The organism is Bacillus sp. J33, from assembly GCF_000518885.1.
Taxonomy (GTDB): Bacteria; Bacillota; Bacilli; order Bacillales; family Cytobacillaceae; genus Cytobacillus.
The window spans coordinates 20,471-44,015 of the sequence record NZ_JAEL01000015.1 but is presented as its reverse complement, the minus strand read 5'-3'; the positions used below and the strand labels follow the sequence as shown (position 1 = coordinate 44,015).

Here is a 23,545-nt window from a genome sequence, read left to right as displayed (position 1 = left end):
ATATACAGTGGTTAGATTGCTTTTACCATTCCTCCGTCTACCAACAGGGAAGTTCCGGTAACAAATGAGCTTGCATCAGATGCAAGGAAAGCAACGACCTTTGCAAATTCCTCAGGATTGCCATATCGCCCTAAGGGAATCGACTTTTTAGAGGCTTTCTCTATTTCCTCACGGGTTTTCCCCTGATTATCTGCTTTCATTTGATCAAGGAACGCAACGCGGTCAGTTGCAATTCTGCCTGGGGCGACAGTGTTTACGAGGATGTTATATGGTGCCAGTTCTTCTGCAAGGCTTTTTGCCAGCCCAACCACTCCCAATCGGAAAGTATTGGATAAAATAAGGCCAGGAATTGGCGTTTTAATAGAAGAAGAAGCAATGTTAATAATACGGCCGCCTTCTTCCTTTAAATCCGGAAGAACAGCCCGAATCAGTCTTACATAGCTTAATAGATTTAATTCAAATGCTTCTTGCCAATTGTCATCATTAAATTTCTCGAAGGTTCCCCCTGGAGGGCCGCCAGCATTATTTACAAGAATATCAATCTTCCCTAATTCATCTTTTGTTTTTTGCACCAGTGCCTGGATCTCATCCGGTTTAGTAATATCGCAAGGAAAATAGGAGACGTTGCCTTCACCTAAGCTATTAAGCTCTTCCTTCACTTGACGCAGTTTTTCCTCATTCCGGCTGGTAAGCATTACATGAGTTCCCTCATTAGCCAATTCTGCTGCGATTGCCTTACCTAATCCCTGGCTTGATGCCACTACTAAAGCTACTTTTCCTGCTAGATTAAGCTCCATCTTATACACGCCTTCCTTTTTCACATTATATGAAGTAACCTGCTTGCTCTTTAAGGCAGCCGGGTCACGCAGAATTGTTCATCATGACCGAGAACTTCCGATTTTACATATTTTCCTGAAGCCACTTCTAAAATTTCCTGATAAATTTCATTTCCCATTTGTTCTAATGTCTTTTCTCCATTAAGTACCTGTCCTGCATTGATATCGATGTTTTCTTTCATTTTTGTGTAGGTCTTTGGGTTGCCGGTGATTTTTATTACGGGGACACCAGGAAATCCTGTTGGCGTACCTCTGCCTGTTGGGAACACGATTATTTGGGCGCCGGCTGCCACTTCCCCTGTCGATACTTCTCCGTCATGGCCAGGAGAATCAAGCAAAAACAGGCCTTTTTTATCAGGCTGGTGTCCATATGGAATAACACCTGAAAAAGGAGCATTTCCCGACTTCTTCATGCTTCCGAGCGACTTTTCGACTACGCTTGATAAGCCGCCTGCGTAATTCCCTGTAGAAATTAAATGTGTTCTTTCTTTATTGCTGGAGTTTTGAGTCTGTCTTCTAAGTTTCTCTTCTGTCCTAAAAATTGTTTCCCTTATTTCAGTTGCTACTTCTTCATTAATAGCTCTTCTTGCCAATATCTCCTCCGTGCCAATTAACTCGGTAATTTCACTTAAGATCGAGGACCCCCCTTGGGACACAAGCTTATCGGAAGCGATTCCTAAAGCAGGGTTAGCGATTAAACCGGAGGTCATATCCGAACCTCCGCAATTTAAACCTATCATTAATTCACTTACGGGTATTTCTTCTCGAACCTGCCTTGAAGCAATTTGCTGCATTTCCCTCGCAATCTGGCTTCCTTTTTGGATAGCTGCCAGGGAATCTCCTTCCGACTGAATGACTACGGTCTCCAGCATTTTATTTGAGGGTGCAATTCCATCCGCCAATTCATATGGAGAGAATCTTTCACAGCCAAGGCCGACTACGACTACACCTGCAAAGTTCGGATTTTTTCCAATGGCGATTAAGGTTTTGGCTGTGACTTCCAAATCTTCCCCAACCTGGCTGCATCCTACCGGATGCCTAAAATAGACGCTTCCCGGGACCTGGTAAGCTATTCTTTCAGCCACTTTAGCTGAACAAAAAACAGAAGGAATGATGGCTATTTGATTCCGGACACCTGCGGAACCATTTTTTCTCCGGAATCCCATAAATGTGTCTGCCATTATTTCAGCCCCCTTTCACAGTACATATTATGGTTATGGATATAAGCTCCTCTTTGGACCGGGACCATCATTTTTCCAATTTCTTCCCCATATTTTAAAACGCTTTCATCTTTTTCAATATCAGAGATTGCCACTTTATGGCCGAAAGCTATGTCCTCCAGCAGCACGACCTTTTCTTCTCTGTCATTAAAGCGCAGAATACACTCTTCTCCTGTTTTCAGATCAGTAAGGGCAACAGCCACATTATCTGAGCGATCTATCACAAGAGCAGCTTTCTGAGGATTAATAGTTTTTTCCATTGTTAACCTCCTAGTTAACTGTACTGATGGACAGTCAATTTCCTTTGAATATCTCCGTTCTCGTCAAATGCTAGCTGATGTGATCCTTTTATAGTAAACTTGCGGTTTGATTTTTTTAGCTCCTCGATCACAGGGGATGTTGCAAATAAACGATTTAAATGAAGAGTATTTGGGATTTGGACAATTTTAATTGTTTCTTTGGCGACTTTTGGCCCGAGGCTATAGATGGCTGTTTCCACTGCTTCCTGTTCTGTGTCATATATCAACGGAAGCATGGCACGTCTTAAATATGTTGACGTAAGAGCATTTGTATATGTAGATTTACGGTCCATTTTGTCTACCAATCTTTGTGTCGTAAAATCAGCCAGCCCAATTCCCTGAGCATTTCCAAAGGACTTTTCTGCCAGATCCAGGACAGCCAGCTTTCTGACAGCTGGATTTTCCGGCTCCTGTACACCATCAATACGCCATCTTCCTATGATATTGGGGTCCATGCCAGTACCGCTAAAGCATTTACCCATTTCTTCCACCAGAAGTAAATCCATTTCATTCACTGGAAGGCTCGGCATCATAGATTTGGAATAATTTAGAAGTTCCGTTTCCCTGGAATGCCAGTTTTCCACAGTTACACCTGCTATATCAGCCGTTTCATCATAACCATTTTCGATTATAGCCAGCCCCATCAGAATAGGACTGTTTTTTAAGGCAAAAGATGATACCGCTTCTATATTTTCTGCCATTTTTAGGGCGCCGTCGCTATGGACAAAAGAAGCGCCTTTTATTTTGCCGAGTCCAATGGTGACCATTTTACTCAAGCCGCTTTCCACTCTTCCCCTAAAAGCCGTATGCGCTTTAACTCGGTTGATAACCAGGATACCATCAGCTTCATACGCGTTTTTGTCCATGTAAACCGGCTGTCCTTTAGGAGTGTGGCCTAAGAGCTGTACCTCCATGGAAGAACGGATTTCCGCTCCAACCGTTTCTTCTGTGATTCCCAGATGCCTAAGAACCTCTATCTGGCCTTCCGCTGTTGCACGTCCATGGCTGCCCATCGCAGGTACAAGAAATGGCCTGAATCCCCTGTCCTTAAGAAAAGCTGCGGTTTCTTTCAGGATCTGGACAATATTGGATATCCCCCTGCTTCCCGCAGTAATTGCTATCTCAGCATTCCCAGGCAAACTTTCTGTTGAGAGATATTTACTTAACTCGATGTGTATTTTCCCTTTAATATCAGTAAGACGGTCATCTGGAAATTGCTGTTCAATTTCGTAAAGCTCAAACAACTCCCCACTCCCTTTCTTTTTTTGCAAATCATAATTGTAAAAGGCAATTGTATACCAATAGTATAAAATATTTCTGAAAATTAAGTCAATAAATTATTGATTATCTTTATTAATTTATTAAATTTTATAGAAAAAATTAATAAAATGAAATATAATTATATTCATAATTTTCAATTAAATAGTGTTGGGTTTGGCTATTTTAAAGCCTCTTTTCATTTTGGCTCTGTTTTTGTTGGAACGCGTGTGAGCTCCTTTAAAAAGCAATCGCATTTCCTTTGTGCGGTGTCTATTCGAGGATGCTAATTCAAAGTCCTGCAGAAGAAGCGTGTCAAAGGGAGACCCAGATGATCCGGATACGCCGGGGAGAGCAGGACCGCCCCGCACAAGGGTAGCGCCTGCAGCGGAAATCAGCAGACAAGATAATAAAGTGAATTTTTAATAGAAAAGGAGAATTGACCATGACAGAGGGTAATAAAACAAAAAAATTGACCTCATATGGAGATAAAGGGTTTAGCCAATTTATTAGACAAGCCTTTAACAGGCATCTTGGCTATGACCCTGAGGATTTTACGAAACCAGTTATCGGCATCTGCAATACTAAGAGTGAAATTAACCGTTGCCACTCCCATATTGAACCTTTGATTACAGCTATTAAAAATGGTGTCTTAATGGCTGGGGGAATCCCATTGGAGTTCCCCACTATTTCTTTAGGAGAAATTAACACCAGTCCAACAACCATGCTTTATAGGAATCTGGCAGCTATGGATACGGAGGAAATGATCCGCGCCCAGCCTATAGATGGAGTTGTATTAATCGGCGGGTGCGATAAGGTAACCCCATCCCAGCTCATGGGTGCTGCCAGTGCCAATATTCCTTCCATCCTTATTACAGGAGGTCCTATGAATAATGGAGAGTATGAAGGCCGGACTTTGGGAGCCTGTTCTGACTGCAGGTTTTTTTGGCAGGAATACCGCGGTGAAAAAGTAAATGACCAGGAAATTAATGAAATTAATAAGGCGCTGGCTCCTACTGCGGGGCATTGTATGGTTATGGGCAGCGCCAGTACGATGGCGGTTTGTGCAGAAGCAATGGGAATGATGCTTCCTGGCGGCGCTGCCATTCCGGCAACACACAATCGCAGGCTTGAACATGCTGTTCAGACAGGAAAGAAGATTGTTGAATTAGTAGAAAAGAAGATTACCCCTTCACAAATCATTACAAGAAAATCACTCGAAAATGCAATACGAATGCTAATGGCTGTGGGAGGTTCAACAAATGCAGTCATACATCTAATAGCCATTGCAGGGCGTTTGAATATCGAACTGCCGCTGGAGCTTTTTGATGAACTAAGCAGAACCACACCTTTTATCGCCAATTTGCGCCCTGCTGGCAAGTTTCAGATGGAAGACTTCTATAAAGCAGGCGGTGCTCCTGTGGTACTGAAGGAGCTTGAATCTTTGCTGCATACAGAGGAATTGACGGCCACAGGAAAAAGCCTTCGTGAAAACTTAAAGGATGTCAGATGCTCTGATACATACAGAGAAATTATTACACGTTTCGAAAAACCATTGCATGAGGAAGGAGGCATAGCCGTATTAAAAGGCAATCTAGCACTGAATGGAGCTGTCATAAAACCGAAGGCCGCATCAAAGGAGTTATTAAAACACAAAGGAAGAGCTGTTGTTTTTACTTCATTAAAAGATCTTGAAGAAAGAATCGATGATCCGCAGCTTGATATCTCACCGGACGATATAATGGTGCTGCAAAATGCAGGACCGATAGGCGGTCCAGGCATGCCTGAAGCAGGGATGCTTCCGATTCCCCAGAAGCTTTTGAAACAGGGAGTTCGTGATATGATTCGCATTTCCGACGCCAGGATGAGCGGCACTGCCTTTGGTACTGTCATCCTCCATGCTGCACCAGAAGCTGCTGCAGGGGGTCCCATCGGCCTTGTTAAAACAGGGGATATAATTGAACTTAATGTAGAGGAGCGGGTCCTTCAGCTGCATGTTACAGATGAAGAGCTGGGAAAGCGGCGTATGGAATGGAAACCGCCTACATATTTTGAAAGAGGCTATACCTCTCTGTATCAAAAGCACGTTCTTCAAGCTGATAAGGGATGTGATTTTGACTTTTTGGTTTCTAATCCCGATAAACGCTAATTGATAGAAATGGGCTGTTCCCGCAATGGAGAACAGCCCATTTTTTCAATTTAATTTTAAATCCTTCACAGAATTTTTTAACGTTTCAAATCCATCAATCTGGCATTCTACTACATCTCCATCACGAATCACGACCGCTCCTGGAGTTCCAGTGGAAATAATGTCCCCCGGAAGAAGTGTCATAACTTTGGAATGGAAAGATACTAGGTGCCAAGGATTAAAGGTCATATTGGAAACAACATTTTTCCGGTGCAATTTTCCATTGATAACTGTAGAGACATTTAAACCTAGTACATTTTCTACTTCATCTGGTGTCACTAACTGCGGACCAAAGCTAAAGAAAGTATCAAAGCTTTTTGAACGGGTTAGATAGCGGGGATTCAGCTGCAGAATATCTTCTGCAGTCATATCTATAATCGTAGTAAAACCAGCAATCACATTCGGTGCATCTTCAATGGTAACGTCCTTGCATTCTTTCCCGATTATAATACCCAGTTCGGACTCTGCTGTTGTACGGTTTGATTGGGTCGGTATTTTTATTGTATCCTCAGGGCCAATAATGGATGTTGTCGGCTTCATAAAGCTTGCTGGTTCTGTACTTGGAGCAGATTCACTTAAATCTGCTGCATGTTCTACATAATTTAACCCTATTCCCCAAATTTTTTTGGGGAATCGGTATAAAGGACCGTATTCAATATTGCTTACAGGAATGACCTCATGAAAATCTTCTATCATACTTTTTCCGCCATTATTATACCAATCTGTTAAATGCCTCAGCTGTCCGGAGTCGATAATTTCTAAAACCTTTGTTGACCAATTTGAATTCACGTTTTTATTGATGGAGTCTACCAGTACCGCCCCTTGTCCGGTTATGATTGCAGCCTTCTCTTCCCCAAATCTTTTTACCGTTGCTAATCGCATAGTTTCATCTCCCTATAATATATGTATGGTTTCCTGTATATGACTTAGCAATGACATTGTCAGTTTTCAGCGGTTTCTACTTCAATCCCTTTTTTCTTTAAGGTTTCATCGACCCATGACCGGTCCCACAGTCCCTGGCAAATGGATCGCATAGTCTCTTCTTCCTTTGCTGCCAATTCACATGCTTTTTCTAAAATAACTCGGGCTTCATCTCTTGGGATGACAACAACGCCATCATCATCTCCGACAATAATATCACCTGGGGAAACGGGAACATTTCCGCAGCTAATGATTGTATTTATCTCGCCTGGCCCTTCTTTATAAGGCCCCCTTGGAGTTGTTCCCTTTGCAAAAACAGGCAGCCCCAGTTTGGCTATCCCTAATCTGTCCCTTATGGCCCCATCTATTACAAACCCGCCAATTCCTTTCGTTTTAGCATAAAAAGACATAATTTCACCAATCATGGCATGTTCTGTATCACCGCTTGCATCTATAACGATAATATCCCCCGGCCGCGCAATGTCCATCGCTTTATGTACAAGTAAATTGTCTGAAGGATGGGTCCGGACCGTTAAGGCACTGCCAGCGAAGTGAACACCAGGCTCGTTGACAGGCTTAATCGCATAGTTCATTACCCTCATCCTGCCCATCACATCTCCAAAAACAGAAGCAGAGATCATTCTGCAGCCATCAACGATGCTCTGGTCAATCCGCACAAAATCACTTATTACACGATAGCCTGTGCTTCCCATATTCATACCTCCAGGATTTTAATGATGAATTCTTCTAAATTACCTGGCTGTTAAAAGAGATTTATTGATGAGAGACGGCGGTGTTTCTCCAGATAACCCTCTTACCAGGTTTTCAGCAGCAAGGTAAGCCATTTTAGCTCTTGTTTCTAAGGTAGCCGAACCCATATGCGGCAGTGTAACTGTATTTTTCAACTGCAGAAGCGCATGATCACGGTTTATTGGCTCTTCTTTATAAACATCAAGCCCTGCACCTGCTATTTGCCTGGTCTTCAGAGCTTCGACCAAAGCTTCTTCATTTACAGTTTCTCCCCGGGAACCATTAATAAAAATGGCGGTCTGTTTCATTAATTGAAACTCACGATAACTGATCAAATTTTTCGTTTCCTCAGTAAGAGGAGTCATTAAGCAAACAAAATCTGACTTGGACAGCAGCTCATCTAGTTCAGTTTTCTTTGCGCCATAAAGTTCTTCCGCACTTTCATTCCTGCTTCTGTTATGATATAAAATCTCCATATCGAACCCAACTTCACAAATCTGTCCATTTCGCAAATCCTTCTAGCAGTAGAAAGCAACAATCCGAATATGGTATCTGCAGTAGTGTCGGTTAAAACATCAGGTGTATTTGTTGCCATTATTCCCCTGCTTGTGAGTTCTTCCATATCAAAATTGTTATAGCCAACTGAAACATTGCAGACAATTTTTAATTGAGGGGCTTTATCAAGCAGTTCTTTATTGATGCTCATATCGCTTCCCATCAGCCCGTGTGCTTCACGTAAATCCGTTAAAAATTCCGGATCTAACCAGCTATCCAGATTTTCATAATAGCTAACCTGGCAATATTCCTTAATGTAAGACAGTACTTCTTGAGGCAATTTCTTATAAATCACAACTTTTGGTTTCATATCTGCTCCTTAAATTCAATTTCGAGATTAAAGTATTAAAGTGCTAGGCTATTTCACAGGATTCTTTTCCAGAAGTTCTTCCATATGGACGCTTTCGTTTGCCCATTTAATTCCCCCCATCCTATTCCCAATTTCATTTGTATTCTTTGGGCAAACTCTTGGGCCGCACCATCCATTCAAGATCACCCTTAAGCAGATGGCCATATTCATTCAGCATGGCACCGTAGCCGTCAGGATTTCACGCCTGCCTCTCCAATCATCAAGGTGCCAAACCACCAAAAGAACTCTAACAGATCTTTCAGATAAATCTTTTAATTAGCTTATCTTTCATATTCTCCCTCAGTTCAAAAGTTCCCTGCCTTAACATATCTGTTCCAGATCCTTTGGGCAATGATTCCGTTAATGTTTTTCTCTCATTCTTGTATAACACTCCAGTAAACATGCTGGAGGTTTCTTCCACAACATTAAAGGCCATGCCCCGATTGGATGGATCGTATCCTTCCCTTTCGTCCAAGTTCACCAGGTTCTTTTTAAAAAATTCATAGGTTAATATTTTGTTAAAAGTCACACAAGGGCTAAAAACATTGATAAAAGAAAAGCCTTTATGCTTCATGCCTTGCTCAATAAGCGATACTAGCTGTTTTACATCTCCGGAAAAGGCTTGAGCAATAAAGCTGGAACCTGATGCGAGAGCCATTTGCAGAGGGTTGATAGGCTGTTCCGGATTTCCGCTCGGGCTTGACTTTGTTTCCATGCCCAGTGGGCTTGTAGGCGACATTTGCCCTTTGGTTAACCCGTATATCTGATTATCCATTACAATATAGGTGATATCCACATTTCTCCGTGCAGCATGAGCAAAGTGGTTAAGACCAATTCCAAAGCCATCACCGTCACCTCCAGCACAAATCACATGCAAATCAGGATTAGCGATCTTTACACCCTGGGCTACAGCCAACGCTCTTCCATGCATGGTATGCATACTATACACGTTAACATAGCCTGAAATTCTCCCCGAACAGCCAATACCGGAAATCAGAGCCATATCCTCTGGTTCAATATTCAGGTTCACGGCACTTTTTTGAATGGCGGCTAGCACGGAAAAGTCGCCGCAGCCAGGACACCAATTAGGCTTAATATCCATGCGGTAATCTTTTAAGGTCGACATTATACCAGCTCCTTGCAAAATTTCCTGATGTCTGAAGGCGCAAATGGCCTACCATCAAATTTTGAAAGCTTTTGGATTTTGGAATGGTCAGGTATGTGCTGTTTTATTACATCAGCCAGCTGGCCAGTAAAATTATTTTCAACTACAATAACCTGTCTTGCCTTATTTATCATGCCTTCCAACTGATCTGCAGGGAAAGGGTGCAATAAACGGATATGAGCAATTCCCGCTTTTATCCCTTCTTTGTTGAATGCCTCATAAGCTTCTCTGATCGCCCCATAGGTCGAGCCAAAACCGATTAATAAAAGATCTGCACCTTCGCCCTCTGCCTTTATATCTTCTCCAAGAGTAACGGTTTCGATTTTTTTCATCCTTTTGATCATCATTTTTTTCCGGTTTTCATAATCCTCTGTTGGATGACCGGTTTGGCTATGCTCTATTCCTGTTGCATGATGTGTTCCGAATTTTTGTCCCGGTATGGTTCTTGGTGAAATATGATCATCCGTAAATGCAAACCTGTCATATACAGCCTTGCCTTGTTCTGCCAATTCTTTATCTGATACTCTCTTCCCCCGTTCCATTTCAATTCTGAGAGGATCCAGTATCTCTGCACTTTGTTTAGATGTAGACAAAACAAGATCTGCAGCAATGAAGACCGGGCATTGATACTTTTCTGCAAGGTTAAAAGCTGTGTTCATATCATACATAGCTTCCTGCACAGTACTCGGCGATATAATAATTCTTGGTATTTCGCCATGGGTTCCTCCTCGCATGGCTGTTAAATCACTTTGCTCCATTTTAGTAGCAAGTCCGCTGCTGGGCCCTCCACGCTGTGTATCAATAATAACTAATGGAATTTCAACAGCACCCGATAACCCTATCGCCTCCTGCATTAAGGAGATCCCAGGGCCGGAAGTTGCTGTCATCGAGCGGCTTCCAGCAAAGCTGGCGCCGATTGCCATTGCTACAGAGCTTAATTCATCTTCTGCCTGAACAACAACTCCTCCAAATTCGGGCATCATGTTTATCATATTTTCCAATATTTCTGAAGCAGGAGTAATCGGATAGCCGGCCATGAATCGGCACCCTGAAGCAAGAGCCCCAATAACCATTGCCTCGTTTCCAGATAAAAACATTTTGTTAGAGTTTATGGCCGGGACTATCGGGATAGAGAACAAGTTTTTTTCTTTAATAAAAGCGTAACCTTTCTCAAAAGCTTCAACATTTAATTGTGATATTTTCATTCCCTTTTTTAAAAACTGTTCCTGAATGACCTTATGGAAACGGCGGGCTGCATGGTTATTCAATGCACAGATCATTCCCAGGGCAACCATGTTTTTCATAATTGGAGATCCCAGCTCAGACGCCAATTCCTGAAAGGGAGCCTCAATCATTATGACTCCGTTCGGAGCGATTGGCAGGCTATCAGATTTAACGCTTTTAGAGTCATAAAGAATAATACTATTTTTATCCATTTGGTTTATATACAGATCTATTGAAGCCCTGTCAAAAGCGACAAGGATGTTGACTTTTTCGGCATTTACATAGATTTCTTTTCCTGAACTGATCCTTAAGTTAAAATCTGAGTGTCCCCCTTTAATCCTTGAAGAAAAATTACGGAATCCATATAGTGAATAACCCATCTGGCTTAAAACCTTTGTGAGAATCTCACCGACACTTTCAATTCCCTCGCCCTGCTCACCGCCAATTACAATCGTAAGTTCCTCCACGTTCTACCTCCTAAGGGATAATGGATATTGTATCCCTTTTTAGTTTTATAGAATCTAGTCGACAGCGCCTTTTCCGCCATCTACATTAACTGATGTTCCCGATACATATGACGCGGCATCAGAAGCAAGAAAGGCAATGACTTTGGCTGCTTCCGATGTTTCACCTATCCTTCCAAGCGGTATATCATGCCCTGGATCACTGGAGAATTCTTCCCAAGTTAAGTGGCTTGCAGTCTTCTTCCACTTTTTTTCTTCGATTTGGCTGCTTCGAATTAAACCAATACATACGGTATTAACCCGAATTGCGTATTTACCTAAATCCCTGCTCATAGCTTTAGTCAAGGCGATCCCTGCTGCTCGTGTAGCGGATGTGGGCAGGGATGAAGCTGGAGGTGACTTGCCGATTACTGCGGTGATATTAACAATGGAACCGCCGCCTGTTTTCATGTGCTTAACCGCTTCCCTTGAGCAATTTACAGCTCCAAATAGCTTTAAATTTATATCTTTTTCCCACATTTCCGCAGTAACTTCCTCAAAGCCATGTGCGGAAGATGTCCCTGCATTATTTATTAATATATGGAGGGATCCATAATGAGACATGGTTTCTTCTATTAATCTAATACAATCATTTGCTTTGGAGACGTCTGCCTGAATCCCCAAAACCTTTTCGCCAGTGCCGGCATAAATGGATTGAACTGCTTTATCTAATGCTTCTTTGCCCCTGCCGCAAATGGCTACCTTTGCTCCTTCTTTCAATAGCTGGCAGGCCGTTTCATAGCCAATCCCCTTGCTTCCGCCAGTCACAATGGCTACCTTTCCCTTTAATCCTAAATCCATTGCGTGACTTCCTTTCATGATTTTTATAACTGCATTCTTAAATAAAGAAATTTAAATAATCCCTTCTTCTCTCAATCTATCAATTTCCGCCTTATTGATTCCGAGCTCTTTCTCCAGAAACTCATCTGTATGCTCTCCTAATAAAGGGGGATGGTTTTTAGTTTGAATTTGAAGACCAGAAAACCTTATGGGGCTCTTTACAAGTTTTATTGATCCAAGGGTTGGATGTGAAACTTCTTCTACTGTTTCCCTGGCTTTTACCTGAGGGTGTTCAAAAACCTGTTCGATATTATTTACAGGTCCGGCTGGCACACCGGCATCTGATAGCAGCTGAAACCATTCATCAGCAGTCTTTTCTGAGAATACATCCTGAATCTGGCTAGTCAGCTCCTGGCGGTTTTCAATCCTTTTATTATTGGTTTTATACTTTTCATCTTCTGCCCATTCAGCATGCCCGAGCACCTCGCAAAGCTTTTTATATAGACGGTCATTTCCGGCACAAACCATCAATGGTCTGTCTTTGCATTGGAATACCTGATAAGGAACAATATAACTATGGCTATTTCCGATTCTCTTTGAAATGGATCCTGTATTTAAGTAGCTGCTGGCAATGTTTGCCAGTGAACTAAGCTGAACATCCAACAGAGAGACATCTATATGCTGCCCTTCTCCTGTATGGTCCCTTAACCTAATGGCTGAAATGATGCAGATGGCAACATATTGAGAAGTCATAATGTCAACGACAGGAACACCTACTCGTGTTGGTTCCCCCTCTGAAAAACCGGTAACATCCATAAGCCCCCCGATCGCCTGAATAACTGGATCAAACCCAGGCTCCTGGCTATAGGGGCCCGTTTGCCCATAACCTGTTACTGAGCATAAAATAATGGCTGGATTTACTTTTTTAAGCTCTTCGTACCCAAGGCCCAGCTTTGCCAATGTCCCAGTTTTAAAATTTTCGAGGACAACATCAGCGTCCTTTACCATTTTTAATAATAATTCTTTACCTGTTTTATTTTTCAGGTTGAGTGTAATGGATCTTTTGTTCCGGTTGGCACACATATAATAGGTGCTTTCTCCGCCAACAAATGGCACCCATTCTCTCATACTGTCTGTTCCATTGGGGGATTCAATGCGAATCACATCCGCTCCCAGATCCCCTAAAATCATTGACCCGCCTGGCCCGGCATATACGCGTGACAAGTCAAGAACTTTAATATCCTCTAATGGCTGTTTCATGTGTATTCCTCCTATGTATTTTTTAGGTTCTGTCTGGTTAATCTTGTCTGTCGAATTCCTCTTCAATCGCCCGCTTTTCATATTGGGGCGCTTTCTTCTGCTGAAGCAGTTATGTTGACCGTTTGTGCTCCTATATCCCGTCATTTTTCTGCTTCTTTCATGATTTTTCTGCTTTGCCTTTTATAAAAGCTGCATTTAATTTTTATCCTGTCTTGATAGGCAAACTATCTCCCACCGCTTACGGTAATGATTTCGCCCATCATATAATCAGCTGAGTCTGAAGCCAAAAATGCCACTACTTTGGCTATATCCTCAGAAGTGCCTGCACGGCCAATTGGGATCGTAGGGACAATACGGTCAATTCTCTCCTGAGTTGAATACTTATCCTGAAAAGGCGTAAGGATAAAGCCCGGTGCAATTCCATTCACTAAAATTCCGTGGGGGGCAAATTCCTTAGACAGGCCAACAGTGAGAGTGTTAACTGCTCCTTTTGCTGATGCATAGTGAATGCTTTCACCAGGACCCCCAAGCCTTGCTGCTACTGATGAAATATTGATAATTCTTCCTGACTCTCGGGGAACCATATGCTTTAAAACTGTCTGTGATACCAAAAATACACTTTTCACGTTGACATCGTATGTCCTTTCCCAAAGCTCTTCATCAATCTCTAAAAACGAACTGCGTTTTATAGCGGCTCCGGCATTATTTACTAATATATCTATCTGGCCAAAGGCATTTAATGTTTCTTCTACCAGTCTCTGAACCTCTTCCTTAATGGTTACATCAGCTTTAACAATAATACACTCACTGCCCGCCTGCTCTACCATTCGTTTTGTCTCTTGGGCACCTTCTAAATTTGAATGATAGGCTGCCACAATGGCATATCCTTTATTAGCCAGAACTTTTGCTGAAGCCTGCCCGATTCCGGAACTGCCTCCTGTAATTAAAACGACTTGTTTTTGATCGGTGTTCATAGCCACCCCGCCTTTTTGACTATTCAGAATTCTATGGCTGCAATTGAATTGCAGCCATCATGTATTTTGCGTTAACCGGAAATATTCCCAGTTGTTTCGCTTACATCATTTGTCTTTTGGTCTTTAATATTAATGGAGGTCATTTTTTGCCAGATGATAATGGCTGCTAGGATCGACAGCCCAATGATGTCAGTCAATAACGTAGGCTTTATCATTAAGAAAGCTGTAACAAACAGTGACAGCCTTTGAATTAAATTTGTTTTTGTTAAAAACCAGCCTTGCAAGCCCCCTGCCAAACAAACAACCCCAATCGTTGAAGTTGCCATAGCAATTAGGCTTTCGGTAACTGTTTCGCCATTAAATAATAAGACCGGGTTGAAAAGGAAGAAGAACGGGATAATGAAACCGGTAATTCCTATTCTCATTGCCTCTATTCCAACTTTGTTTGGTGAGGCTCCTGCCAGTCCTGCAGCAGCATAGGAAGCCAGCGCAACAGGAGGTGTAATGTTCGAAAGTGCCGAGTAGAAGAATGCGAACATATGCGCAGCCAAAGGCGGCACACCAAGTTTTACAAGCAAAGGCGCTGCAATTGTTGCTACAATAATGTAAGCCGCAGTTGCAGGAATCCCCATTCCTAAAATGATGCTAATTAACATGGTCAAAATTGCAGCAATGATCAAATTATCTCCTGCCAGGGCAAGAATATTATTTCCTAGTGTTAACCCCAAACTTGTTAATGAAATTGTCCCTACAACCACTCCGACGATGGCACAGGCAATTCCTACTCCAATCGCTCCCTTGCTTCCTTCTATTAGAGAGTCAACAATCATTTTAAAATTCATTCTTGTTGATTTTCTTATCCAGCTTGCCAAAACTGTTGAAATTAACGCAAATACTGCTGCATATAAAGGCGTTACTCCTGTACTGAGCAAACCAATTAATATGATAAGAGGCAAAAGTAAATGGCCCCTATCTTTTAGGACTTTAACCATATTTGGGATATTTTCTTTTGAAATGCCAGTTAGGCCTATTCTTTTTGCTTCGAAATGCACGACCATAAATACAGTTACATAATAAAGCATTGCAGGGATAATAGCTGCAAGCATGATCGTTCTGTAAGGAACTCCCAGGAATTCAGCCATGATAAACCCGGCTGCCCCCATAATAGGCGGTGCAAATTGTCCGCCTGTTGATGCAACAGCCTCAACTGCTCCGGCAAACTTAGATTTATAGCCAGTCTTTTTCATTAAAGGTATGGTGACAGCACCGGTTGTAACAACATTGGCCACCGCACTGCCATTTACCATTCCCATGAATCCGCTTCCGATTACGGAAACTTTAGCAGGTCCGCCTGCCGTCCAGCCGGCAATGGATAAAGCAATATCATTGATGAAATCAGTAAAACCGCTGTTCTTCAAAAACGCTCCAAATAAAACAAACAAGAAGATATAAGTGGCAGAAACCCCTAATGCAATCCCAAATATCCCCTGGCTGCCCCAGAACATAATATCAGTAACCCGTTCAAAGCTGAATCCAACATGCCCGAGTGCTCCCGGGATATAGGCTCCAACAAAATTATAGATTAGAAAAATAGCACAAATAATTGTGAGTGCATTTCCGATAACCCTTCGGCTTGCTTCAAAAACAACCAGTATCCCTATTGCAGCCATGTAATAGTCCATATCAACATGAATGCCAAATCTTTCTCTTGCAAAAGTATCATAGGTTATTAGCAAATACCCCATTGAAATCAATGTCAGCAAGATGCAGACCATATCCCAAATTGTCGGCAATCTTCGACTTGATGCTGATTTCTTGGAAGCTGGATAAATCAGAAATGATAAGATTAGGAGAAAACCAAGATGCCATGCACGCATTTTAATAGCTTCCAGTATTCCAAAGCTGCTAGTGTATAGCTGAAAAAGAGACCAGAATATCAATATCCCTGTCACAACTTTGGCAGTGATGCCGATGTAGTCCCTTGTCCTGAACTCGCTGTCATATTTTTTTAAGATTTCTTCTTCATTTTGAACTTGGTTTGCAAATTGACTCAACTTTCATTCCTCCTTAGTAGATCGCAATATTCTAGGTTTTTTCTTTATTAACAAATGTCCCTGTTGCAAATGCCACCAGCTTGTCTTGTTCATCATAAATTTCACTTTTGCAGATTGTTATCGTTTTGCCATTCTGGATAACCTCTCCTTTTCCAATGAGGATGCTGCCTGTTGCTGGCTGTAAGTATTGAATTTTCATTTCGGCTGTCACTGAAAAAACATGGTCTTCTAAAACAGAATTAATAGCTGAGGCCATAGTAGCATCTAAGAGAGTTGCCAAAATTCCGCCATGGACTTTTTCGAAAATCTGCAGGAACTCTTCTTTTACAGGCATGGACACCTTGGACTTCCCTCTATCGGCATATTGAAGTTCAAGACCAATATGATTCCAGACCGGAGATGTTGAGAGCGTTTTCAATTTTTCGGTTAACATGTAGAAACCACCTTTAATATTTAATATTCTCATTTTCAATAATTATCTTTGTTTTATTTAATTTTATAATAAAAAGTACACAAAAATCCATAATTATTTAAACATTATAATAATTTTCTATATTTTATTTATTTTTAATTTTCTAAATATAACTTTTAAAGATTTTTCTTTATTTCCTTGCCTATCGTATTTCTTAGAATTTCATTGCTTCCCCCTGCAATTTCATAGGATTTGGCATCTCGTAAATATCGTCCAAATGGGGCATTAACGGTGGTTCCGTAAGCACCGCATACCTGTATGGCATCCGAGCAAACCTTAGTTGCCATCTGTCCGGCAAAAAGCTTTGCCTGGCTGGATTCAGAGATAGAAGGTTTTCCAATATCATGTAAGAAAGCAGCCTGATAGGTTAATAGTCTGGAAGCATTTATGTTCATGAGCATGTCTGCAAACATCCATTGGATTCCCTGAAAATCGATTACGGCCTGATCAAAAGCTTTTCTGGAGGACACCCATTCCAAGCTCTGTTCATAGGCTGCCCTGGCAATGCCTACGCTGATAGCCGCTGCTGCAGTTCTGCTATTGTTCAGTGTAATGACTGCTTGCTTAACCCCTTTTCCTTCTTCTCCAATAAGACAGTAATCCGGAACAGCAACATTTTCAAAATAAGCATCCACATGTGGCCCATTGCGAAGGCCTATCGTTTGTGAATTTTCACCAATTTCTGTCGTGATTCCTGGTAGGCTGCGGTCAACTGCAAAGATCGATACCCCTTTTTCTGTTTCGGCCAGCAAAATAAAAAATTCGGCCGCAGAGCCGGAAGTTATAAATGTTTTTTTGCCATTTATGATCCAGCTCCCGCCCTGTTTCTCTGCTTTTGTATCAACACTTCTGATATCCGATCCTCTTTTGGACTCTGTTAAAGAATAGGAAGCAATTAGTCCCTCCCTAAATAGGGGAAGGTAATGGCTTTTAACTTTTTCATTTCCAAAAAGCATAAGCATGGTTTCCGCCTGAAAAATAGTGATCAATGAAATCGCAGTAGCTGCACAGCCGTATGCTACTTCTTCCATTAAAATACATGCATCGATCTTGGTACCACTTAAACCATTATAATTCTCCGGCACTGTCAGGGCTGTATAACCCTGTGCAGCCATTTCTTTAATGATTTCCCTTGGATACACATCCTCGCGGTCTCTTTCATCCGCTGTGGGAATTATTTTTCCCTTTGTAAAATCGCGAATTTCTTTTTGAAATTTTAGCTGCTCCTCAGTCAATTGCAGTATCAAGCTATACACCTTACTTTCGTTTATTCTTCATTTGTTCCAGTAAAGCCATATATTCATGTGTATCTGTTACAACAGCCATATGCGAAGATACCATATCCAGGTGGTTCCTCAGACTGACTTTATTATGGTTTTTAACAAGCCTTTTAATCATCCTTATTGCATTCTGTGGTTTTGAGCATAAAACCTTTGCAAATTTCTGCGCCTTATCAAAAACTTCTTCCTTCTGATAAACATAATCGACCAGCCCGATCTCCAAAGCTTTGTCTGCATTTAATCTTTCACCTGTCCACAATAACTCTAGTGCTTTTGATTCTCCCACAATTTTAGGAAGGAAATATCCTCCGCCATCTCCCGGCACAAGTCCTAAATGGATGTATCCCTCTCCCAATCTTGCATGGTCAGCACAAAAACGTATATCACACATAAGGGCCATATCCAGCCCAGCGCCAATGGCATCGCCATTTATGCATGCAATTACCGGCTTATCAATTTCTTCTAATAATAGAGGGATTTTCTGGATGTTTTCCCATAAAGATGCTTTTCGCTTAACGGCATCACTCCATAAATCCTCTTTAGGGTCTCCTATAAATCCCTCTCCATTTGATAAAGCTTTAATATCTCCACCTGCAGAAAACGCCTTCCCTGTTCCTGTTAAAATAAGAACCTTTAAACGATCATTCTCTTTAAATTCCACGAGGGATTTATACCAATCCGCAATCATCTCGTGGCTGAAAGAATTTAGAAAATCTGGCCTATTCAATCTCAGCACGGCTATTTCATCTGTAAGGTTTTCAAATACAATATGATTATTTTCCATTCATAAAACTCCTTTTTTATCTGCATATTTTTTTCTTTCTCTATCCCATACATGTTTAATTCCTTCATCTATAAGCACCTGCAGCTTAATTTTTTCTGAGGAAGTTTTCTCAAAGGATTTCCTGATTTCCAAGTACCTTGGAACCATATGGGACGGCAGGTTTTCCAGCAGCCACTTATATAATTCCGCAATGGAAACCTCTTCTCCTTTTCTGCAGACAACACTTAATTTAATCTCTTGTCCGGCAATTTCATCAGCAATCGGCACGACGGCGTTTTCCAGGATACTTGGATGCTGCTGTACCATATTTTCTATGTCATAGGCGGAAATATTTTCTCCTTTTCTGCGAATCATATTTTTCTTTCTTCCCTTGAAATAGAAGAATCCATTTGGATCTTTCTTAGCCAAATCACCTGTGTGGAACCATAAATTCCTCATTGCTGATATTGTGTTTTTCTCCATATTAAAATAGGAAGTGAACATCGAATAAGGAACTTTTGGGCGTACAACAATTTCCCCCACTTCCCCGGGAGGCAATTCACAGTCATGATCATCAAAAATGCGAATGTCATAGAGTTCACGCGGCTTGCCAATGCTGCCAACCTTTGATTCCTTCAAGGAATTCATAATAGCAAGGCCGCCGATTTCCGCCATCCCATAACCTTCCATCATTCGGGCATTTGTTTTCTTCTCAAGGCTTCTCCAAATGTCCTCTGGAGCACCCCCGCCATATGCCGCCCTCAAACTGGTGCGAACCTGTGGCGGTGTCACTTTATCCAATATGCTTAATACCGTCCCAACATAGGTAAAAAGCGTTACATGATAATGGTTAACCGTATCCCAAAAAGAAGAAGCTGAAAATTTCCTTCCCAAAACGATCGTCGCGCCATTTAGAAGCAAAGCGGGTATGCCCATTAATTGGGGATTGGCATGAAACAGGGGCAAAAACAAATATAAATTATCTGTCTGCTCCATTCCGACTGCATCTCCTATATCTCTGCCCGATAATACAAAAGTTTCGTGTGGATTCACGACTCCCTTAGCGGGACCGGTTGTTCCTGAAGTATATACGATCGTTAGAGGCCACCCAGGCTGAAGAGTATATTCGATTAAACCTGAATCAACTTCACTTTCATTTAATAGAGTATTGAAATGGATCATCTTCTTTTCGATGCCTATAACATCTTTATCAGAGATGATCATTAATCGATCAATGCCTAAATCATTTTTTATATCCATTTCAAGTATGGCAGGAAGAAACTCTTCCTCAGTTATGATTGCCATGCTTTCACTATTTTTTAATTGATGGTGCAATAAGGATCCTTTTAAACGCGTATCAAGCGTTACAGTTATTGCACCAATCTTTGACAAAGCAAACCAGCTCCAAATAAACTCAGGCCGATTTGATAGAATAATGGAAACATGATCACCTTTCTTAATTCCTTTTTTTAAAAATCCATTTGCCAGCCTGTTCGTAATTTTCCACATATCTGCATAGGTATAGCATTCTTCCTCAAATTTTAAAAATATATTTTGGGGGTAATTTTCAATTCCAGCCAAAAGCAATTCATTAAAATTCATATGTTCTCCGACCTCCTATTTTTTCCTCAGGCGCCGGTAGTAATGGCATCAACTTCAATATTTAGATATTCAAGGCATTCAATTACAACTCTTTTGCCCGCCCTGCTCAAGGCGTCATATGTTAACCCAGCAATGTGCGGGGTTGCAATAAAGTTATCAAGGGAAAATAAAGGTGAATAGCAGCACGGTTCAGTCTCCTGAACGTCAAGTCCTGCGAAGCGCAGATGATGATTCTTTAAATATTTATACAGTGCATCTTCATTGATGATCCCGCCTCTTCCGGCATTTAGCAAAATGGCATCCTTTTTCATCTTTTTAATTTCTTCTTCCGCAATCAAATGATACGTTTCATCCGTCAGCGGGGCATGAATGGTAACGACATCTGATTGTGTTAATAGCTCATTAAGAGATACCAATCTGGCGCCGTTTGCTTTGGCTTCCTCCTTATCAATGTATGGGTCGAATGCAAGAACATTCATATTAAACCCTTTTTTCAAAATGGAGCCGACACACTTTCCAATATTTCCAAATCCGATAATGCCAACGGTTTTCCCATTTAGTTCCATCGCAGAAGTAAAACCATGTTTATTCCAGATTGATTCCTTCATTTGCTGATAGGCAAGGAGAATATGCCTCATGCCGCACAAAAGAAGAGATACAGTATGTTCGGCCACTGATACCGAATTGACGCCAGGAAGATTGATTAATTTGATTCCTTTAGAGGCTATGTAGTCCTGATCAAACTGATCCAGGCCAACAGATGCGATCCCGATGACCTTCAATTTGCCGCTGTTCTCCAATAAAGGTTTTTCAATTTTGCCTGTTAAATGCGTAGCACGCCCAAGCAAAATATCATAATTCCCAACAATTGCAGCCAGCTCTTCAGGTGATAGACCATGTTTAACGTCTACTTCACAATATTGTTTTAAAAGCGCGATACCCTCTTCGTGAATATGATCTATGACTAAAGCTTTCATATTTCTCCCCCTAAAATATTATGATTTTCAAAGTTTTCTGAAAAACTATTCCGGATTTCTATTTTACATTTGGTGCCTTGGGCTTTATAGTTAAAGGTACAATCTGTACAGACTGTATAGAGAAAGAAACTTTCCCTATACAGTTTTTTTGTTTTTTGTTTTCTATTAATTTAAGAAGCTTGAAAACTTATATGCCAGTACAGCGGGGTCATCGTTTATAAAAGGATTTTTTTGATTTTCCTGATTGATCTTTGCATGTATAACAATAGGGCCGTCCTCTTCGATCGACTTCTGAACTGCCTTTTCAAAGTCCTCAGCATTATCCGTCTGAATCGTTTTTAAATTAAATCCTTCTGCAACTTTGGCTATATCAATGCGGCTGGCTAAGGAACATTGGCCACCTGTCGATGCAAAACATTCATTATCAAAAACAATCAGCATCCATTTTTGCGGGTTTAAATAGCTTGCTGATGCCAGAGAATTGGGGTTCATTAGCACTCCGCCATCCCCTTCAATGCCAATGCACTTTTTAAATCCTTTCTTTTCCAATGTCAGGCTGACACCAATTGCAACAGATGGTGTTAACCCCATCGTATCCACCATATATAAATGATTATCCCGTCTTCCAAGGCTAGCCCATTCTCTCGAGGTATTCCCGCAAGAAGTAATGACAGGTATATCCTCGGTATATTTATAAAGAATCTTTAGCGCATCGAGCCTTGACATCATTGTTCTGCACCCCCTTTAATATTGAACATAACAATAATAGGGCGATGTGTATCCTTTGCATACTTAGCCCCTTGCTTTATGGCTGTACTCCATTCTTTCAAGGGAACACGATAATCAAGCTTAAATGTTTTCACCCTGGCAGCATCCAAAATGTCAGGCAGCGGTTCTGAAAACAAGTTAACTGCCGAATTAATTTCACCAAAACCGCCTCTGCGGGTTACTAAAATAAGCATGGGAACATGATAGGCCTGCGCAAACGTTGTGAGGGCCAGGATTGAATTTCCGATTCCAGTATCCTGGATAAGCATAATTGGAAATTGTCCGCCCAAGCTGATCCCTGAAGCAATGCCTACTCCATCCTCTTCCCGGCTGATTGGGAAGGAAGTTATTTTATCCGAGTTCTCGAAATGTTCAATAACCTTGCCGATCGTGCTGCAAGGCAGAGTCAGCAAGTAATCCGCCTCTGTTTCTTCAATGCCCTTAATGATTTCTTCACATGCTAAATCCTGATATGCAGGCATGCTAATCCCCCTTTACCATTTGCTTGGCGGCAGGATACTGCTTATCTCTTTGATGGATGCGCCGCTTTCAAAAAGTCTCACAACTGCCTCTTCTCTTTTTGCCGCATGAATTGTCTTCTCCAGCACTTCTTCTGCTTTTGAACCTGGGACCACTACAACCCCGCTGTCGTCAGCAATAATCAAATCACCCGGATTCACCCTGACACCTGCTATTGAAATGGGGCCATTGATTTCCATTGCCTCAACACGGTATTTGCCTGTAATTGGCGTTTGGCCAGTACTCCAGACTGGGTAATCCAATTTGCGGACCGTATCCACATCCCTTACACCGCCATCAACGATATTGCCTGCCATTCCCCATTGTTTGGCAACTAGAGTGGAGAGACCTCCCATAACAGAAATATCACCCAAGGCAGCAGCATCAAATACAGGTACATCTCCTTTTTCTGCAATCGCATAAACATCTCTGTCCGCAAGCTTGGCACGCTCCAAATTGTAATATCCATGGTCAGGAGTGTTGCTTTCAGGTATATAGCGAATTGTTACGGCAGGACCGACTATCTTTTTGCCTGTTATGATGGGACGCAGCCTGGTTGCTGAAATTGCCCCTTTGATGCCCATGGAATCCAGGACATCTGAAACTGTAGGTGTCAGCCCATCCATTTCCATAAAGGCATCTATAATTTCCCGGGAAGGCGTCGTAAATTCCACTTTTACAATTCTTTCAGGCGGGATTAAACCCATTAATCTATCTTTATATTTTTCCAATTCCTCCGTCTTCATTTACTTCCCTCCTTTAGCTTAGTAACAATATAACTCTATCGACTCTGACTGCAATCGATAGAGTTATATTAGTGTTCATTCTT

The 23,545-nt window shown here is 41.6% G+C and carries 24 protein-coding genes; 1 reads left to right on the top strand and 23 read right to left on the bottom strand.

Annotation, left to right across the window (positions count from 1 at the left end):
• Positions 1-11: 11 nt before the first annotated feature.
• The 4 genes from L634_RS0106810 to L634_RS30715 are packed head-to-tail and all read right to left on the bottom strand — an operon-like array spanning position 12 to position 3,599.
• Positions 12-797: an SDR family oxidoreductase gene (locus tag L634_RS0106810; protein WP_026581807.1), complete on the bottom strand. Its 786-nt coding sequence runs from the start codon at positions 795-797 to the stop codon at positions 12-14.
• Positions 798-847: 50 nt separating this feature from the next.
• Positions 848-2,017, bottom strand: coding sequence for a UxaA family hydrolase (locus L634_RS0106805; RefSeq protein ID WP_026581806.1), 1,170 nt, complete (start codon positions 2,015-2,017; stop codon positions 848-850).
• On the bottom strand, positions 2,017-2,316 hold the full coding sequence (locus L634_RS0106800) for a UxaA family hydrolase (RefSeq protein ID WP_026581805.1): 300 nt from the start codon (positions 2,314-2,316) through the stop codon (positions 2,017-2,019). Before L634_RS0106800 ends, L634_RS0106805 begins: the two co-directional genes overlap by 1 nt.
• Before the next feature lie 14 nt (positions 2,317-2,330).
• Positions 2,331-3,599, bottom strand: coding sequence for a lactate racemase domain-containing protein (locus tag L634_RS30715; RefSeq protein ID WP_034262148.1), 1,269 nt, complete (start codon positions 3,597-3,599; stop codon positions 2,331-2,333).
• Positions 3,600-4,057: 458 nt separating this feature from the next.
• On the opposite strand from L634_RS30715, the gene L634_RS0106790 reads away from it, so the two are divergent.
• Positions 4,058-5,761, top strand: coding sequence for a dihydroxy-acid dehydratase (locus tag L634_RS0106790; protein ID WP_026581804.1), 1,704 nt, complete (start codon positions 4,058-4,060; stop codon positions 5,759-5,761).
• 45 nt (positions 5,762-5,806) lie between these two features.
• Here L634_RS0106790 and L634_RS0106785 read toward each other — a convergent pair whose 3' ends face one another.
• The 19 genes from L634_RS0106785 to L634_RS0106700 form a co-directional block, all read right to left on the bottom strand.
• On the bottom strand, positions 5,807-6,682 hold the full coding sequence (locus L634_RS0106785) for a fumarylacetoacetate hydrolase family protein (protein ID WP_026581803.1): 876 nt from the start codon (positions 6,680-6,682) through the stop codon (positions 5,807-5,809).
• A gap of 59 nt (positions 6,683-6,741) precedes the next feature.
• Positions 6,742-7,434, bottom strand: coding sequence for an RraA family protein (locus L634_RS0106780; protein WP_026581802.1), 693 nt, complete (start codon positions 7,432-7,434; stop codon positions 6,742-6,744).
• A 39-nt stretch (positions 7,435-7,473) separates the two neighbouring features.
• Positions 7,474-7,947 carry an NAD(P)-dependent oxidoreductase gene (locus tag L634_RS34765; protein ID WP_332249035.1) on the bottom strand — a complete coding sequence of 158 codons (474 nt, stop codon included), beginning with the start codon at positions 7,945-7,947 and terminating at the stop codon, positions 7,474-7,476.
• Positions 7,872-8,336 carry a hypothetical protein gene (locus tag L634_RS34760; RefSeq protein WP_332249034.1) on the bottom strand — a complete coding sequence of 155 codons (465 nt, stop codon included), beginning with the start codon at positions 8,334-8,336 and terminating at the stop codon, positions 7,872-7,874. The genes L634_RS34765 and L634_RS34760 overlap by 76 nt, the downstream gene beginning before the upstream one ends.
• A 48-nt stretch (positions 8,337-8,384) precedes the next feature.
• Complete coding sequence (locus L634_RS33320) at positions 8,385-8,546, bottom strand: hypothetical protein (protein ID WP_157452368.1); 162 nt, start codon at positions 8,544-8,546, stop codon at positions 8,385-8,387.
• A gap of 88 nt (positions 8,547-8,634) precedes the next feature.
• The gene (locus L634_RS0106765) at positions 8,635-9,501 is read right to left on the bottom strand and encodes a 2-oxoacid:ferredoxin oxidoreductase subunit beta (RefSeq protein WP_026581801.1); all 867 of its coding nucleotides are present in this window, start codon (positions 9,499-9,501) and stop codon (positions 8,635-8,637) included.
• Positions 9,501-11,231: a 2-oxoacid:acceptor oxidoreductase subunit alpha gene (locus L634_RS0106760; protein ID WP_026581800.1), complete on the bottom strand. Its 1,731-nt coding sequence runs from the start codon at positions 11,229-11,231 to the stop codon at positions 9,501-9,503. The genes L634_RS0106765 and L634_RS0106760 overlap by 1 nt, the downstream gene beginning before the upstream one ends.
• A gap of 54 nt (positions 11,232-11,285) precedes the next feature.
• Positions 11,286-12,068, bottom strand: coding sequence for an SDR family NAD(P)-dependent oxidoreductase (locus tag L634_RS0106755; RefSeq protein ID WP_026581799.1), 783 nt, complete (start codon positions 12,066-12,068; stop codon positions 11,286-11,288).
• 51 nt (positions 12,069-12,119) lie between these two features.
• Positions 12,120-13,307, bottom strand: coding sequence for a CaiB/BaiF CoA transferase family protein (locus tag L634_RS0106750; protein ID WP_026581798.1), 1,188 nt, complete (start codon positions 13,305-13,307; stop codon positions 12,120-12,122).
• Between the two features lie 224 nt (positions 13,308-13,531).
• Positions 13,532-14,281 carry an SDR family NAD(P)-dependent oxidoreductase gene (locus L634_RS0106745; RefSeq protein ID WP_026581797.1) on the bottom strand — a complete coding sequence of 250 codons (750 nt, stop codon included), beginning with the start codon at positions 14,279-14,281 and terminating at the stop codon, positions 13,532-13,534.
• 71 nt (positions 14,282-14,352) lie between these two features.
• Positions 14,353-16,335: a TRAP transporter permease gene (locus L634_RS30705; protein ID WP_034262144.1), complete on the bottom strand. Its 1,983-nt coding sequence runs from the start codon at positions 16,333-16,335 to the stop codon at positions 14,353-14,355.
• 31 nt (positions 16,336-16,366) lie between these two features.
• Entirely contained in the window at positions 16,367-16,768 is a 402-nt protein-coding gene (locus L634_RS30700; protein ID WP_051428267.1) for a PaaI family thioesterase, read from the bottom strand.
• Positions 16,769-16,923: 155 nt separating this feature from the next.
• Positions 16,924-18,054: an acyl-CoA dehydrogenase family protein gene (locus L634_RS0106730; protein ID WP_026581796.1), complete on the bottom strand. Its 1,131-nt coding sequence runs from the start codon at positions 18,052-18,054 to the stop codon at positions 16,924-16,926.
• A gap of 10 nt (positions 18,055-18,064) precedes the next feature.
• Positions 18,065-18,871 (bottom strand): enoyl-CoA hydratase/isomerase family protein, encoded by an 807-nt coding sequence (locus tag L634_RS0106725; RefSeq protein ID WP_026581795.1) that lies wholly within the window; start codon positions 18,869-18,871, stop codon positions 18,065-18,067.
• On the bottom strand, positions 18,872-20,452 hold the full coding sequence (locus tag L634_RS0106720; RefSeq protein WP_026581794.1) for an AMP-binding protein: 1,581 nt from the start codon (positions 20,450-20,452) through the stop codon (positions 18,872-18,874).
• 26 nt (positions 20,453-20,478) lie between these two features.
• Positions 20,479-21,429 carry a hydroxyacid dehydrogenase gene (locus L634_RS30695; RefSeq protein ID WP_034262138.1) on the bottom strand — a complete coding sequence of 317 codons (951 nt, stop codon included), beginning with the start codon at positions 21,427-21,429 and terminating at the stop codon, positions 20,479-20,481.
• A gap of 165 nt (positions 21,430-21,594) precedes the next feature.
• Positions 21,595-22,158, bottom strand: coding sequence for a thiamine pyrophosphate-dependent enzyme (locus tag L634_RS0106710; protein ID WP_026581793.1), 564 nt, complete (start codon positions 22,156-22,158; stop codon positions 21,595-21,597).
• A complete protein-coding gene (locus L634_RS0106705; RefSeq protein ID WP_026581792.1) occupies positions 22,155-22,679 on the bottom strand; it encodes a thiamine pyrophosphate-binding protein in 525 nt (174 codons plus the stop codon). The genes L634_RS0106710 and L634_RS0106705 overlap by 4 nt, the downstream gene beginning before the upstream one ends.
• Before the next feature lie 12 nt (positions 22,680-22,691).
• On the bottom strand, positions 22,692-23,462 hold the full coding sequence (locus L634_RS0106700; RefSeq protein ID WP_026581791.1) for an RraA family protein: 771 nt from the start codon (positions 23,460-23,462) through the stop codon (positions 22,692-22,694).
• Positions 23,463-23,545: the final 83 nt, after the last annotated feature.

What these genes read in the sequence shown, in the direction of transcription:
- L634_RS30695 (WP_034262138.1), bottom strand. Translation starts at nt 21,429, where the DNA reads ATGAAAGCTTTAGTCATAGATCATATTCACGAAGAGGGTATCGCGCTT.
- L634_RS0106765 (WP_026581801.1), bottom strand. Translation starts at nt 9,501, where the DNA reads ATGTCGACCTTAAAAGATTACCGCATGGATATTAAGCCTAATTGGTGT.
- L634_RS0106755 (WP_026581799.1), bottom strand. Translation starts at nt 12,068, where the DNA reads ATGGATTTAGGATTAAAGGGAAAGGTAGCCATTGTGACTGGCGGAAGC.
- L634_RS0106750 (WP_026581798.1), bottom strand. Translation starts at nt 13,307, where the DNA reads ATGAAACAGCCATTAGAGGATATTAAAGTTCTTGACTTGTCACGCGTA.
- L634_RS0106705 (WP_026581792.1), bottom strand. Translation starts at nt 22,679, where the DNA reads ATGCCTGCATATCAGGATTTAGCATGTGAAGAAATCATTAAGGGCATT.
- L634_RS33320 (WP_157452368.1), bottom strand. Translation starts at nt 8,546, where the DNA reads ATGAATATGGCCATCTGCTTAAGGGTGATCTTGAATGGATGGTGCGGC.
- L634_RS0106805 (WP_026581806.1), bottom strand. Translation starts at nt 2,017, where the DNA reads ATGGCAGACACATTTATGGGATTCCGGAGAAAAAATGGTTCCGCAGGT.
- L634_RS0106785 (WP_026581803.1), bottom strand. Translation starts at nt 6,682, where the DNA reads ATGCGATTAGCAACGGTAAAAAGATTTGGGGAAGAGAAGGCTGCAATC.
- L634_RS0106720 (WP_026581794.1), bottom strand. Translation starts at nt 20,452, where the DNA reads ATGAATTTTAATGAATTGCTTTTGGCTGGAATTGAAAATTACCCCCAA.
- L634_RS0106700 (WP_026581791.1), bottom strand. Translation starts at nt 23,462, where the DNA reads ATGAAGACGGAGGAATTGGAAAAATATAAAGATAGATTAATGGGTTTA.
- L634_RS30700 (WP_051428267.1), bottom strand. Translation starts at nt 16,768, where the DNA reads ATGTTAACCGAAAAATTGAAAACGCTCTCAACATCTCCGGTCTGGAAT.
- L634_RS0106790 (WP_026581804.1), top strand. Translation starts at nt 4,058, where the DNA reads ATGACAGAGGGTAATAAAACAAAAAAATTGACCTCATATGGAGATAAA.
- L634_RS34760 (WP_332249034.1), bottom strand. Translation starts at nt 8,336, where the DNA reads ATGAAACCAAAAGTTGTGATTTATAAGAAATTGCCTCAAGAAGTACTG.
- L634_RS0106810 (WP_026581807.1), bottom strand. Translation starts at nt 797, where the DNA reads ATGGAGCTTAATCTAGCAGGAAAAGTAGCTTTAGTAGTGGCATCAAGC.
- L634_RS0106780 (WP_026581802.1), bottom strand. Translation starts at nt 7,434, where the DNA reads ATGGGAAGCACAGGCTATCGTGTAATAAGTGATTTTGTGCGGATTGAC.
- L634_RS0106800 (WP_026581805.1), bottom strand. Translation starts at nt 2,316, where the DNA reads ATGGAAAAAACTATTAATCCTCAGAAAGCTGCTCTTGTGATAGATCGC.
- L634_RS0106710 (WP_026581793.1), bottom strand. Translation starts at nt 22,158, where the DNA reads ATGATGTCAAGGCTCGATGCGCTAAAGATTCTTTATAAATATACCGAG.
- L634_RS0106745 (WP_026581797.1), bottom strand. Translation starts at nt 14,281, where the DNA reads ATGAACACCGATCAAAAACAAGTCGTTTTAATTACAGGAGGCAGTTCC.
- L634_RS0106725 (WP_026581795.1), bottom strand. Translation starts at nt 18,871, where the DNA reads ATGGAAAATAATCATATTGTATTTGAAAACCTTACAGATGAAATAGCC.
- L634_RS34765 (WP_332249035.1), bottom strand. Translation starts at nt 7,947, where the DNA reads ATGGAGATTTTATATCATAACAGAAGCAGGAATGAAAGTGCGGAAGAA.